The organism is Chryseobacterium sp. Y16C, assembly GCF_022488405.1.
Lineage (GTDB): Bacteria > Bacteroidota > Bacteroidia > Flavobacteriales > Weeksellaceae > Chryseobacterium > Chryseobacterium geocarposphaerae.
Map to the genome: position 1 here is coordinate 4,422,822 of NZ_CP092711.1, position 14,489 is coordinate 4,437,310.

At 34.4% G+C, this 14,489-nt stretch carries 11 protein-coding genes and 2 pseudogenes; 9 read left to right on the forward strand and 4 right to left on the reverse strand.

All coding sequences use genetic code 11. The features are described from left to right. Nucleotides 1–64 precede the first annotated feature (64 nt). The 8 genes and pseudogenes from MKS83_RS20115 to MKS83_RS22365 all read left to right on the forward strand — a co-directional run. The gene (locus tag MKS83_RS20115) at nucleotides 65–1,000 is read left to right on the forward strand and encodes an NADP-dependent oxidoreductase (protein WP_240581047.1); all 936 of its coding nucleotides are present in this window, start codon (nucleotides 65–67) and stop codon (nucleotides 998–1,000) included. A gap of 24 nt (nucleotides 1,001–1,024) precedes the next feature. Continuing rightward, nucleotides 1,025–2,155 carry an L-dopachrome tautomerase-related protein gene (locus tag MKS83_RS20120; protein ID WP_240581048.1) on the forward strand — a complete coding sequence of 377 codons (1,131 nt, stop codon included), beginning with the start codon at nucleotides 1,025–1,027 and terminating at the stop codon, nucleotides 2,153–2,155. A gap of 10 nt (nucleotides 2,156–2,165) precedes the next feature. Beyond that, entirely contained in the window at nucleotides 2,166–2,726 is a 561-nt protein-coding gene (gene rclC / locus MKS83_RS20125) for a reactive chlorine resistance membrane protein RclC (protein WP_240581049.1), read from the forward strand. Nucleotide 2,727: 1 nt separating this feature from the next. Then, the gene (locus MKS83_RS20130) at nucleotides 2,728–3,141 is read left to right on the forward strand and encodes a cupin domain-containing protein (RefSeq protein ID WP_240581050.1); all 414 of its coding nucleotides are present in this window, start codon (nucleotides 2,728–2,730) and stop codon (nucleotides 3,139–3,141) included. Nucleotides 3,142–3,181: 40 nt separating this feature from the next. Further along, nucleotides 3,182–3,982, forward strand: a complete 801-nt coding sequence (locus MKS83_RS20135) for an acetolactate decarboxylase (protein WP_240581051.1) — start codon at nucleotides 3,182–3,184, stop codon at nucleotides 3,980–3,982. A gap of 20 nt (nucleotides 3,983–4,002) precedes the next feature. Then, the gene (locus MKS83_RS20140; protein ID WP_240581052.1) at nucleotides 4,003–5,001 is read left to right on the forward strand and encodes a YhdH/YhfP family quinone oxidoreductase; all 999 of its coding nucleotides are present in this window, start codon (nucleotides 4,003–4,005) and stop codon (nucleotides 4,999–5,001) included. Nucleotides 5,002–5,148: 147 nt separating this feature from the next. Next, nucleotides 5,149–8,807, forward strand: a pseudogene (locus MKS83_RS20150) (hypothetical protein). Between the two features lie 539 nt (nucleotides 8,808–9,346). Further along, nucleotides 9,347–9,907: pseudogene (locus MKS83_RS22365) on the forward strand (IS1 family transposase); the annotation flags it as partial. A gap of 39 nt (nucleotides 9,908–9,946) precedes the next feature. Here MKS83_RS22365 and MKS83_RS20155 read toward each other — a convergent pair. Further along, on the reverse strand, nucleotides 9,947–10,303 hold the full coding sequence (locus MKS83_RS20155) for a winged helix-turn-helix transcriptional regulator (RefSeq protein ID WP_002978578.1): 357 nt from the start codon (nucleotides 10,301–10,303) through the stop codon (nucleotides 9,947–9,949). A 109-nt stretch (nucleotides 10,304–10,412) separates the two neighbouring features. Between MKS83_RS20155 and MKS83_RS20160 the strand changes: the two genes are divergently transcribed. Then, complete coding sequence (locus tag MKS83_RS20160) at nucleotides 10,413–11,408, forward strand: YhdH/YhfP family quinone oxidoreductase (protein ID WP_240581055.1); 996 nt, start codon at nucleotides 10,413–10,415, stop codon at nucleotides 11,406–11,408. 134 nt (nucleotides 11,409–11,542) lie between these two features. Here the strand turns inward: MKS83_RS20160 and MKS83_RS20165 are convergent, their stop codons facing one another. The 3 genes from MKS83_RS20165 to MKS83_RS20175 all read right to left on the reverse strand — a co-directional run bounded on the left by MKS83_RS20165 (nucleotide 11,543) and on the right by MKS83_RS20175 (nucleotide 14,458). Further along, nucleotides 11,543–12,838: an NRAMP family divalent metal transporter gene (locus MKS83_RS20165; protein WP_240581056.1), complete on the reverse strand. Its 1,296-nt coding sequence runs from the start codon at nucleotides 12,836–12,838 to the stop codon at nucleotides 11,543–11,545. A 160-nt stretch (nucleotides 12,839–12,998) separates the two neighbouring features. Next, on the reverse strand, nucleotides 12,999–14,078 hold the full coding sequence (locus tag MKS83_RS20170; RefSeq protein WP_240581057.1) for an alpha/beta hydrolase: 1,080 nt from the start codon (nucleotides 14,076–14,078) through the stop codon (nucleotides 12,999–13,001). Beyond that, nucleotides 14,075–14,458, reverse strand: coding sequence for a hypothetical protein (locus MKS83_RS20175; protein WP_240581058.1), 384 nt, complete (start codon nucleotides 14,456–14,458; stop codon nucleotides 14,075–14,077). Before MKS83_RS20175 ends, MKS83_RS20170 begins: the two co-directional genes overlap by 4 nt. Between the last annotated feature and the right edge of the window lie 31 nt (nucleotides 14,459–14,489).

Genomic DNA, 14,489 nt, shown 5'->3' on the forward strand with positions numbered 1-14,489 from the left:
TAAATTCAGTTCAAGATTTAAATTAAAGTAATTCAAATAAATAACATTAAAAAATACCAACATTATGAAATCAATTGTATTAAAAGAAGCCGGAAGCGTAGAAAATTTAGAATACGTAGAATTGGCAAAACCAACCATAAACGAAGGCGAAGTATTAATAAAAATAAAAGCCATCAGTATTAATCCGGTAGATGTGAAAAGCCGTGCCGGAAAAGGAGTTTACGGAAGAATCAAAACAGAAAATCCACTCATTTTGGGTTGGGATATTTCCGGAATTGTTGAAGAAACTAAAAGTTCAGCTTTTAAAGTGGGCGATGAGGTTTTCGGAATGGTCAACTTCCCCGGACACGGAAAAGCTTATGCCGAATATGTAGCAGCTCCGGCCAATCAACTGGCTTTAAAACCTAAAAACATCTCTTTTGAAGACGCTGCAGCTTCCACTTTGGTTGCGCTTACGGCGTATCAGGCTTTGGTTCACCATGCGAATATTCAGGAAGGGCAAAATGTTTTGGTTCACGCTGCTTCGGGTGGGGTGGGACATATTGCGGTACAAATTGCTAAACATTTGGGGGCGAAAGTGACGGGAACTTCTTCCGCAAAAAACAAAGATTTTGTCCTGAGTTTAGGCGCAGATTCACATATTGATTATCACGGTTTCGACTGGAAATCAGCAGGCAGAACTTTTGATTTTGTGTTGGATACCATTGGCGGAGACAATATCGACCATTCTCTTGAAGTGACGAAAGAAGGCGGTTCCATCATCAGTATTCCGACAGGTTTGAATGAGCAGGTGACATCAAAAGCAGAATCCAAAGGCGTAAAAGGCTATTTCATTCTAGTACAGTCCAGCGGTGAAGATATGAAACAGATTGCTTCTTTATTGGAAAGCGGTGCTGTAAAACCTCACGTTTCAAAAATATTTCCTTTCGAACAAATGAGAGAAGCACATCTGGAACAGGAAACGGGCAGAACAGTTGGTAAAATCGTGGTGACTTTGTAAAATCTATCATTTAAAATTATCAAAATGAACTTAAAAAATATAGCAGTACTGGCAATGGCATTGGTTTCATTGGCAGCCTGCAAGGAGTCTTCCAAACAGCCGAAACAAGTGCCAAATAGCGAAGTTTCGACCGAAGAAAATGCACAGTTAGAAGAGGTTTTCTCAGACAGCACGTATCAGTTAACGGGTGTTGCCGTTGCAAAAGATAACCGGGTTTTTGTGAATTATCCTTATTGGCTGGACACCCATTCTTATTCCGTGGTTGAGGTGAAAGATGGGAAACCGGCTCCGTATCCTGATGCGGAATGGAACAGTTTCAAAAAAGGCGAAGACGGACAGAATAAATTCGTAACTGTACAGTCTGTAGTTACCGATGACAAAGGATTTCTTTGGGTAGTAGATGCTGCCGGAATCGGATTGGGAAAAGTGTATCAACACAGCAGTAAAGTGGTCAAAATTAATTTAGCCAACAACAAAATTGAGAAAATCTACAGATTTCCTGAAAATGTGGTGAGCGAAGATGTCTACATCAATGATATCCGCGTGGATAATGAAAATGGTTTTGCGTATTTAAGCAATTCAAATACAGGAGGAATCGTGATTTTGAATATTCATACAGGAGATTCAAGATTGGTTTTAGCCAATTCTCCATCCGTGAAATCTGACCCGAACTATCATTTTTCACCTTTGGGAACAGAACTTAAAAAAGGCGACGGTTCTTTGCTGAAAGTGAATTCTGACGGTATTGCGCTCACTCCGGATAAGCAATATCTATACTACAAACCGCTTACAGATAACCGTTTGTACAGAATTAAAACCGATTTGTTGAGAGATTTTAAAACCGATGAAACTGTTTTAAACAAAAGCGTAGAAGATTTGGGGAAATTCATCACCACAGACGGGATGATTTTCGATAAAAAAGGAAACCTGTATTTGGGAGATTTGGAGAAAAATTCAATCGTGAAAATTACTCCGGATCTGAAAATGCAGACGATTATAAAAGACGATGAAAAGCTGATCTGGCCCGACAGCTACAGTATTTCTGACGATGGATATTTATACATTTCCAATTCTCAGATTCAGCTGATGCCTTGGTTTCACGATGGGGCGGCGCAGTTTAAAAAGCCTTTTAAAGTCTTTAAAATTAAGATTTAAAATTAATGAAATGAAAAACATCATTCAAATAATCGCTGACAGCCAAAAGTATTTTATCAACTTTTTAAGGATCTCGATTTTTGTGGTAATGGCCTGGATTGGAGGTTTGAAAGCTTTCCAATACGAAGCTGACGGTATTGTTCCTTTTGTGGCAAACAGTCCGGTGATGAACTTTCTTTACAATCATCCAGGTGAATACAATTTACATAAAAATAAAGAAGGTGAAGTTGTCCCTGACAATATTAAATGGAATACTGAAAACGGAACTTACACTTTTGCTTACGGATTGGGAACAGCAATTGTTGCCATCGGTTTACTGACACTGCTGGGAATCTGGTTTCCAAAAATAGGTTTGCTGGGCGGTTTACTCACTTTCGGGATGTCTCTGGTTACACTTTCCTTTCTGGTTACTACTCCTGAAGCCTATGTGCCTGATTTGGGAGGTTCCGAACACGGATTTCCCTATCTGTCGGGAGCAGGAAGGTTGGTCATAAAAGATATTATTATGCTTGCGGGAGGATTGATAATTGCATCAGATTCAGCAAGAACAATTTTAATTAAAAATCAATAAAATGAAAACTATATTATTTTACTTAAGCTTATTTTTTGCAGTATCAGTTTCTGCACAAAATGTTCAGACATTTACCTTAAAAAAATTACCAACAAAACCTGTTAACGAACTTCTTACGAGAGGAATGATTTCCGGTGAACAGGGAACTATCGGATATTTTACGTATAAAAAAGGAGCGGTGGTTCCAACCCATCAGCACTCGAACGAACAGTATTCTCTGATTACAAAAGGGAGTGTAAAAGTGAAAATTCTGGATAAAGAATATATCGTAAAAGCCGGAGACGGAATCATCATTCCACTGAATGTTCCTCATAGTTTTACGGCGTTGGAGGACGATACGATTGACATCGATTTTTTCAGCCCGGCAAGAAAAGACTGGATTGAGGGAAAGGATAATTATTATGAAAAGAAATAGGTTTTATCAAACATTTTAGATAACATCATTCCTAAATATTATGAAAAAAACAATTTTTAATTTGTCTCTTTTGGCTTTGTTCTTTTCCTTTTCTGCTAATGCACAACAGCATCCTGATAAAATCAAGAAAAAATCTAAGGATGATCGAATCTGGCATTATTCGATGATTGATGCTATGCGCAGAGGAATTTACGAAGGCGCTCATACGGTGAAAGAATTAAAAGCACACGGAGATTTCGGGCTGGGAACATTTAATCATCTCAACGGAGAACTTGTTGCCCTGGATGGAATTATTTACAGGATTCCACCCTCCGGAAAAGTAGAAGTAGCCTCAGAAAATCTTAAATCTCCATTTACTTCACTCACATTTTTTAATGCAGATGATGTGAAAACCTTATCTTTTACAGGAAGTTTTGAGGAATTACAAGATAAAGTTCAGTCGTTATTAACCACTCAAAATCTACCATATGCGATCAAAATTGAGGGAACTTGGTCAGAGATCACTGTAGGAGGTGCAGATCCTGTTTCTCCGGAAGATACGACTGAGCTTGCAACATTAATGAAAGTGAGGCCTCAGTACAAGGCAAAAAATATGAAAGGAACAATGGTGGGTTATTTTACGCCATCATTATTAAGTAACGTTGATCTTTCTCCGTTTCATTTTCATTTTATTTCGGATGATAGAAAATTTGCGGGGCATCTGATGTCCGGAAATCTTGTAAACGCAGAAATTAAAATTTATCTTAATGAAAAAAGCGGTTATGATATCGAATTACTAAGTGAAAACAGTCGCTTCCGTCAGTTGAAGTTTCAAGGTAAAGAATCTTCTGCTATTTACTAACTTTATATAAAATAATTATTATGGCAAAAACATATCAGGCGTTAGAAACTGCAGAGCAGGAAGATGGCACGTACAGCTCAACAATTGTAGAAAAGCAAATTGAGGATATTCCTGATGGGAAAGTATTGATAAGAGTCGAATACAGTTCTCTGAATTACAAAGATGCATTATCTGCCAAAGGAAACAAAGGGGTGACAAGAAACTATCCCCACACTCCGGGAATTGATGCAGCGGGATCGGTTGAAGTCTCCTCTTCGTCACTCTGGAAAAGTGGAGATCAGGTGTTGGTAACAGGTTTTGATCTGGGAATGAATACCAACGGAGGATTTGGGCAGTACATTGTTGTCCCTGAAAGCTGGATTATTAAACTACCGGAAGGTCTTACAGCTAAAGAAGCGATGATTTATGGTACTGCTGGTTTTACCGCAGGTCTTTCAGTACAGGCATTACTCCGCAATGGAATCACGCCTGAAAAAGGGACTGTTGCAGTTAGTGGATCTACCGGAGGAGTCGGTTCGGTGGCGGTTGCAATTTTAGCAAAATTAGGATTTCAGGTGGCTGCAATCAGCTCAAAAGAAGAAGCAATTCCTTTTTTGAAATCATTGGGTGCAGCTGAGATCATTTCAAGACAGGATTTTGAAGATAATAGCGGTAAGGCGTTGCTTAAACCCCGTTTTTCGGCGGCTATCGATACAGTGGGAGGCAATATTTTGGCAACTTTAATCAAAAGTCTCCATTATGAAGGCGTGGTGACAACCTGCGGAATGGTAGGCGGCGGAGAACTTAATACAACCGTTTTTCCTTTTATTCTTAAAGGAATTCAACTCATCGGAATTGACAGTGTGGAAATTCCCTTGGAAAAAAGAATTCCTGTATGGGAAAATTTGGGAACACATTGGAAACCTCAACAGCTAAAGGATTTGGCAAAAATAATAAGTCTTGAAGAAATACCCGAATATATTGATAGAATTTATAACGGGAAAATGCAGGGGAGAGCGGTGGTTAAACTTTGGAGATGATTATTAAATTTTTGCCAAAATTAAGATTATTTAAAAATCGGTCAAAATGACCTACTAATGAATGTTTAATTAGTATCACTTTCTGACAATTAGTTCTATATATTGGTGAAGGAGTATTTTTTGAGTTTCAGATAAAAAGTTTACTTAATGCTGAAATCTTTACTTCAAAAAATCGGATTACAAAAAGAACCAGAAACTCTTGTCAGAAAGAGTATAAGTTCTTTAGCCCCCAAAATCTTAACGGATGAGAAAGAAGTTGCAAGAGTTCAGCCTTATCTTACCGCAATTAAAAATGCGATTGATGAACCAAACATCACCAATATTGCTATCACAGGTGCATATGGTTCCGGTAAAAGCACTATTATTAAAACATTTCAGCATTTAAATCCTGATTATAAATATCTGAATATTTCGTTGGCGTCATTCAATGATTCTAATGAGGCTGAAGATTTAGAAAGGTTACTTGAGGTAAGTATTTTACAACAGATATTTTATCACGTAAAGCCAACTGAAATTCCTGATTCTAGATTTAAACGTATTATTAATAACGCAACTGGCAAAATTGGTCGATTGCGATTGGATTAGTTATGTGGATTTCCAGCATTTTCCTTCTTTTCAAGTTTGACTATATCAATAAAATCAATCCAAGTAATTGGATTTGGGGATTGAAAAATATTGATTTAATAGCGTGGTTAGTATTTATCATATTCTTTTTTGGAATCGGAATGTTTTCTAAAACCGTAGTAAGGTTGTTCAGTAATTCTAAAATCAATAAACTAAATATACAAGGTGAAGTTGAGCTAGGAGATAATATTGACAAGTCTGTTTTCAACGAACATCTTGAAGAGATTCTTTATTTTTTCGAAAGAACAGAATATAATGTAATTGTAATTGAAGATTTAGATAGATTTGAAAATACCGATATCTTCACAAAGCTTAGAGAAATAAATATTTTACTTAATAATTCGAAATCTATACAAGATAAGAGAGCGAACGAAAAAATAAACTTTTTCTATGCCATTAAGGATGATATGTTTAAGGATAAAAACGAAAGGGTGAAGTTCTTTGACTATATTATTCCAATAATACCATTTATCAATCCTTCTAATGCTGACGAGCAGTTATCAAAACTCATTAAGGAAGCGAAACTACAAACGGTTTTATCCAAAGAATTTATTAGTGATGTCATCACTTTTATTGATGATATAGATATGCGTTTGCTTATTAATATTTTTCACGAGTTTGTTCTGTACCGTGACGCTCTTAACTCTGAATTTGTAACCAAACCTGAGGAACTTTTTGCAATTATTACTTACAAAAATCTTTTTCCTAATGATTTTATGAAGTTGCATAGAAGAGAAGGAATGCTTTACCAATTTATAAATAACAAAAATCAATATATTACTGGCATAGTAGAGGAAATTGATAAGGAAATTGATAAAAAAGAGACAAGTATAGAAGATATTGAAGACGAATTTATTAGCTCTGTAAAAGAATTACGGGCAATTTATATTAATGCAATTCAAGAAAAAATTCCGGACGCAACATCACTAAACCTGGATGGAGATAAAAAGTTTTTCCAACTGATAGAAGACGATAATTTTGAATTGTTAATTGAAAAAGACAAAATAAATTATTATTTCTATAGACATAATTATGGTAGTGAATATAGATTAGGCGCAAATAACACTAGTTTCTCTTTTGCAGATATTGGGAAGGAAGTCAATCCTGACTTTACTTATTCTGAAAGAGAACAGTTGATTTTAGACAAGACCAATGATAGAATTCATAATCTTAAATCTGAGATTGAAAAACTTAAAAACGGAAAACAGGAAGTTAAATCTTGGGATGTAAAACAAATTTTTGAACACATTGATATCACTGCTTATTTGAATGATTTTTCTGATAGCCCTTTAATGCGTAATTTGCTAATCAATGGTTATCTGAATGAGAATTATAATGATTACATTTCTTTGTTCCACGAGGTAAGTTTGACAAGGGATGATTTCCTCTTCGAGAAGAAAGTAAAGAGTGGGGAACTGCTAGCATTTGATTATAAATTGACAAATATTGAAACTTTACTAGGTAAAATACCTGAAAAATATTTCAGAAGAGATAATATATTGAATTTTGATTTATTAAATTTTCTCGGTAACAATTATAGTAAATATAAAACATTGTTTGACAGTATCATAAATGTCTTAAGTAATGGAAAGGGAAATTCTATTGAGTTCATTGATTCTTATATTCATAGAGAAAATATCCCAATAGAGATTTTTATGCAATCTATTTGTAAATCTTGGACTGGCTTAATTGATTATCTATACAATGAAAGCAATTATACAGAAGAAAAAGAAAACTATTATTTGGAACTTTTGATAAAGTTTGTTCCTGTCGAAGATATGGTGAAATTCCAAAATAATGATTTGCTAAAAGATTTGATTGAGGAAAAACCATATTTCTTATCGATGATAAAAAATACTGGTGAGAATGATTATTTTGATAAAATCTCTTCGTTGTTCAAAAAACTGAATGTAAAATTCTCGGATTTAAACCCTGCTACAGAAGATACCAAAAAGTTATTCGATTACGTTTATAAAAATGATAACTATCAGATAAATGCCGAAAATATTGAAGCTATGATTCTTGAATATAGTTCTGAAATAGAAGTGAATGATTTGAGAAAAGCTCATTACAATTCAATCCTTAATTCAAATTGTGAAGATCTTATTAGTTATTTAAAAGGTGACATAAATAGTTATGTTAAAAAAGTTTTTCTGAAATTGGAAGATAATACAGAAGAACCCGAAGAGTCATTTGTTTTACTTTCAAATGATACTTTTTTAAACAAAAATTTAAAATTGGAAGTAATGTATAAGTATGACTTTAAAATTTCAGACTTATCAGATATTGAAGAATTGGAAATTAAAACAATGCTTATTAAAACTAATAAAGTTATTTCTAATTGGAATAATGTTATAGATTACTACATTGACTGTGATTCCTCTATAGAAAAACCGTTGATAGACTTTCTGAATAATGAAGAAAACTATATCGAACTGTCGAAAGAGAAAATGGATAAGGAAGGAGATTTTGATTATGCTGAGTTTAGAGGAAAAATATTGTTATGCAATGAATTATCAGATGAGAATTATAAAAAATTGCTAGAAAACAGTATCTACACTAGAGCTGAGCTTGGTTTTGAAAATATGAGCGCTGAAAAGGTAAAATATCTTGTTGAGAAAATTCTGTTGCTTTCAGAAACAAATTATAACTTATTCAAGGAAAAATTTCCAGATCATCATATTGATCTTATAGCAAATCATCAAGGCAAATTAATAGAAGATTTTGAAAAATATTCTTTGGACGAAAAAGATATTATCTTGTTGTTAGGTGATTTGAGTAAAATAACACATCAAACTAAAATTGAAATAATTAAGAAGATTGATTCTGATGTGATTATCAATAATAAAGATATTTCTATAATTGTTTGTACTATACTTTCAAACTCTGCCTACATTCCTTTGGAGTATCAAGTTTTAGAAGGAGTATTTAGAAACGCAACTTCAATAGAAAATAGAATAAAATTATTTAATATTCAATTTGAAAAGCTATCTGTAGAGGACATTAGCAATTTGGTTAAAATCTTACCTTATCCATATTCTGAAATTGCTATTAGTAGAAAAAGGCCAACAATACCTTTAAATGATTACAATAATGAGTTTGTAAATAATCTTAGTAATCAAGGTTTAATTTCTTCTTTTAAAGTGAAAAAAGATGAGATTAAAGTTGTGGCAAATTATTAGACAATGACCAATTTTTATTAGTTGATTTAGATAGGAGGATTTTTTTTTATTTTTTTTCTCTCTGATATTAAGATAAATACAATTTATTAGGTTCATTTAAGCTACTTAATATTTGTGAGAGACAAAAAAAGACATATATTTGCACCAGTAAAAACAAACAATCTTAATCTTGTTTAAAAAAGGGTAATGGTACAGATGTGGAGTTTTTAATTAACTTCATTGATTATCAATACCATATAAAGATATAATAAAAAAAACGATGTACTATAGTTCATCGTTTTTTATTTTTGCCGACTAAAAAGCAAAATAGCGACTCCGGAATGCATAAGTCCAAAAGCTGATGGTTCAGATGTGGAGTTACTAATTTACTTTAAATCATTATGAATAAACGGCGAAATCGATGTATTCACTGTAATTACAGCTACTGTATCAAGGCAGGAATAACATCACAAAATAAGCAGCGCTATCAGTGCAAAAAATGCAAAAAGAAGTTCATTGGGAAATATTCTTATCGTGCATAATAGAAAAGTACTAATCATAATATTCAACAGCTGATAAAAGAAGGAGTTGGTATTAGAGGTATTAGCAGATTACTTAATGTCAGTAAGACGACTGTACTAAAAAAGATTTTAAAAATCGCTTCTAAAGTTGTTAAGCCACCAATCCCTCAGAATATTACAATCGAAATTGATGAATTAAAAACATACACTCAAAGTAAAACCAATGAGCGGTGGGTAGTTGCAGCGTATTGTAGAGAGACAAAGAAAGTAATTGACTATAAACTTGGGAGAAGAACGACCAAGACGCTACAATGTATTATAGATACTTTACTTTATGCAAATCCAAAAAAGATATATAGTGATCGTTTGAATATCTATCCTAAATTAATTCCTAAGCATCTTCACAGCACAAAACGAAGAGAGACCAATCATATTGAGCGGAAGTTCCTTGATCTACGAACTCATATAAAGCGATTAGGAAGGAAGAGTATTAATAAAGCTCAAAGGGATAAATATACAAATGCTATATTGAGGATTTATTTTTGGGGAATTTCTCTCACTGAAAATAAGGAGTCTAAGAGCTTGTCTTATTTGAATTAGATCATGCTTTAAATATAATAATATGTAATCCACATCAATTTAAAGATTGATTGATCCCTCTATGTGTTTATATCCCCATTTCCTCATCTCTTTGATAATTGGATAAATGGTTTCGCCATAATCGGTTAAATAATATTCCACTCTTGGAGGAACCTCTCCAAATGATTTTCGTGTAAGAATTCCGTCTTTTACTAATTCTTCTAATTGCCGAGCCAGCATTCTTTCACTGATTGTGGGAAGAGTTCGCTTTAATTCTCCGAACCTGTTTCTGCCTTTTTTTATGAGAACAATTAAGGTTGTTTTGCATTTACCTTTTATTATTTGTAAAAATACATCGGATGGACATTTATTTTCTGTTTCTCCGATTTCGTCTATTTCAATTTTTTGCAATTCCATACATTTTTTCTTCTGATAGTCAGTAAAACTGTACTTTGTTTCAGTAGCTGAATTGAATGTAAGTACTTGTTTTACAATGTAAAGTTAAATAAATTTACTCAAAAAAGTAATGGATAATACGTTTAAAGCATTAGTTATAAATGAAAGTACAATTGGGTTTACAAAAGAAATTAAGGAAAAAAACTTGTCAGAGCTTCCTAAAAATGACCTTTTGATAAAAGTGAGTTATTCATCGATTAACTTTAAAGACGCATTGTCAGCTTCAGGTAATAAAGGAGTAACTCGTAAGTTTCCGCATATTCCGGGTATTGATGCTGTGGGAACTGTTGCTGAATCTAATTCAAAAAAATTTCCAATTGGAAGTAAGGTTTTGGTTACAGGTTTTGATTTAGGGATGAACACCTGGGGTGGATTTGGTGAATATATCAGTATTCCCGAAAAATGGGCAGTTCATTTACCTGCCGAACTAACAGAGAAAGAGGCAATGAGTTATGGAACAGCAGGTTTGACAGCAGGATTATCCGTTTGTCAAATATTGCAGTCGAGCACTGTTAATTCAGAAAATGGAAAAGTTGTTGTGAGCGGAGCTACTGGAGGAGTTGGAAGTATTGCGGTGTCTATCTTGGCGAAAATAGGGTTTGACGTACTTGCAGTTTCGGGAAAAAAAGAAAATGAGTATTTAATCAACTCTTTAGGAGCGAAAGAAGTGATCAACAGAAATGATTTCATTGAAATGTATGATAGCAAACCACTTGCTAAACCTACATTTGTTGCAGGAATTGATACCGTTGGCGGAGCGATTCTTTCGGGGATGGTAAAATCTACTCAGTATGGAGGTATTGTTACTTGTTGTGGAATGACAGGATCTACAGAAGTGAATACGTCTATATTTCCATTTATTTTAAGAGGGGTTCATTTGGCAGGAATTGATTCTGTTGAAGCATCTTTATCAGTAAGAAACTTAATTTGGGGAAAATTGTCTAATGAATGGAAACTTTCAAATTTAGAAAATATTATTACAGAAATCGGATTAGAGGAATTGCCTGACAAACTAGATGAGATTCTCACAGGAAAGGCAAAAGGAAGATACGTACTTAAACATTAATGTAATTTTAAAATATTCTTACAAAAGTTCCAAATATTCATTAGAGTAATATTGCAGATGTTTTGTTTTTTGATAATCCTGAAAGCGGCAATATTAACATATACGACACAGTCTGTATTATTTTCGGATTTATTTTAGATTGTAAAAAACATTGCAATTGACGCTGTAGCCATAAATATAAAAGTTACCCATAATAAACTTTTTGAAAGCCACCTGCTTTTGAATTCTCCCATAATACTTTCACTTGCAGATATTCTGATGATAAGAAACAAGAGAGGCACAGCAGCTACGCCATTGAGAACAGCTGTGTAAACAAGAGCCTTCACAGGATTAATCCCAATAAAATTCATGCACAGACCAATAAGTGTAGAGATAATAATAACCATATAAAATCCTTTTGCTCTTGCAAATTTCAGGTTTAAACTAGCATTCCAGTTGAGAGCTTCGGAAACCGCATATGATGCCGATCCTGAAAGAACGGGTACGGCAAGTAATCCCAACCCAATGATTCCTGTAGCAAATATGATTTTTGAGATCAACCCCGAATTTGGAAATGATTGCACCAGGGGTTCTAAAGCTTTTGCTGCATCAGCCGCAGTATTAATATCTGTTATATGAGCGCTATGCAGAACCGTTCCTCCGACTAATATAATACACCATGTTGTAAATTCAGAGATGACCATTCCTATACTATTATCTTTTCTCATTGCATGAATATGGCGCCATCCGATGTTGGGCTTTCCATCTTGAATCAGACCTCTCTCATTTTCTTCTTCTACTTCCTGGGAAGCCTGCCAAAAGAACATATAAGGTGTAATCGTTGTCCCAAATACTCCGGTGATTATAAAAAGAAAATTGAAAGAAAATTCAAAATGAGGAACAATAGATGCTTTTAGTATTTCTTTCCACGGCTGATCAATAATAAAAGCTGTAAGTGGGTAGGCAAGAAGTGATAATGCCAGCCATTTAAGAACTTTTGAATATACCCGATAACTGGTGAAGACCTCTAATGTAAGTATACTAACTGTAAAAAACAGCATTAGTATAACAATATCAGCAGGAATAATTAATTGTGCGGCAGCTGCCATGGCCCCAATATCAGCTCCGATATTGATCGTATTGGCAATGACAACCAATCCTACCGAACTGTATAGGATTTTTTTACTGTAATGCTCTTTAATAACTCCGGTAAGTCCTTTACCGGTAACCATTCCTATTCTTGCACAGGCTTCCTGCACGGCAGTCATAAACGGAAGCATATAGAGGGCTGTCCATAATTGACCATAGCCAAACTGAGCTCCTGTCTGAGAATAGGTAGCAATGCCTGAAGGATCATCATCAGCAGCTCCCGTTGTCAGTCCGGGACCTAAAAGACCGAAGAATTTTTTGAATTTTTTTGTTTGATTTTCGACCTGATGTTTGACAGACATTGTTAATTGTTTTTGAATACAATATACTATTAATTGATCATATTTTTCGATCCGCTAAAGTAAATAGTTTTTCATCATTAAAAAGACCTTCCACATAGTGGGAAAGTCTTTTTATTTATTATTTTAATGTGTTTTTATTCAAGAAAGACTGTTTTTCATATTAGTTGCAGTAAGAAATTCGAGGATTAGTGCTGTCTCCGCATTGAAACTGATATTTTCCTTGTGGATATTTTGGTGTGGGATTATCTGTAACTTCAAGCGGAGTCATCGATTGTCCGTTATAAGAAGGCATGGTAACCTGAGCTGTAGAACCATTACCTAAAGCCACATTTTTGGCAATGGCATTACCATTAAAGCTGTAATCCATCATAGCGTCCAAAAGCCGGTACACACCATAATAGTCCAATGCATCAAATACTTTTCGGGAACTTGGCATTGCGTGGTCTGTTACATAATTGTATCCGTTAACAGTGGAGGATTTAATATAAACGAAATCTTTTTCAGCATTAGAAATATTGATGTTTTTAAAGATATCGATTGCCATTCTGTGATCGTTGACATCATCCTCGTCATAGACTTGCGTAATCATTTTGGTATTAGAAGGGAAGCTCTGTAATTGCTGTTGGGTGGTTAATGTACTGTTCCAGTTAAAAGAATACCATGGAGCCATGGTGAAAAGAAAACGTCCGTTTTGTCCCCAACCTTTTTCCGTAAATGCTTTATAGGCAAGATCAATAGTTGCCCCACCGCCGAAAGAATGTCCCATAAATCCTACTTTCTGAGTATCAATAATATTAGGATAATCTGTGGCAGCTTTTACGAAGCCTTCCCAAAGGGTTTGGTAACGGTGATCAACACTGATATCAATGGTGCGATAAGGCACAAATACTACCACATAACCTTTCTTGGCAATAAAGTTATACAGCTCTATATTATAATCCTTGTCTTCACCGCCAAACGGATGTGAAAAGAATATAGTAGGTCTGGGAGAAGTAATTCCTTTAGGATAGAAAATAGAAACCTGTGTTCCTGCATATTGTGGATTATTAAAATCAATTTCAGCTACTTCATAGTTGCCATCTGCCCCATATCCTGATGCCGGTTTTTGTATAGGTCCCTGAAGATTGTTGACCAGATTTGGCTGAATAGGAGTAGTTTCGTCAGTGTCGTTAGTGCTTTGAGAGCATGCAGAAGTGGTAATGAACAAAATCATTACCCATGGATAGAATAGCTTTTTCATTTTCTTTTGTCTTTAATATGTTGAACCATCTGATCTTTAATTTCCTCATATTTTTTGTATTGTCCTGCATCCAGAATTTGGCTCAGGGCATTGGACTTTTCTTTCTGTAAAGCTTTCAGTTTTTTGAATTTAGCGAGTTTACCTTCATTACTTTGCAGAATCGGATCATTCTTTTGGGCATACTGAAGGTTAAGCGCAGAGACCTGCTCAACCTGCTTTGTATTTAATGCTAATTTACTTGTCATCCATTCCGTTTGCATCTTTGCACGCTGTTCAGGAGTAGTATCCTTTAATTTTTTTGTCTGTGCCAATACATTTGTAAATGTCATACATAGAAATGCTGTTATAAGAATTGGTAAAAGTTTTTGTTTTAAAAGCATCTTGGAAAATTTTAATTTTTAATGAAACAAA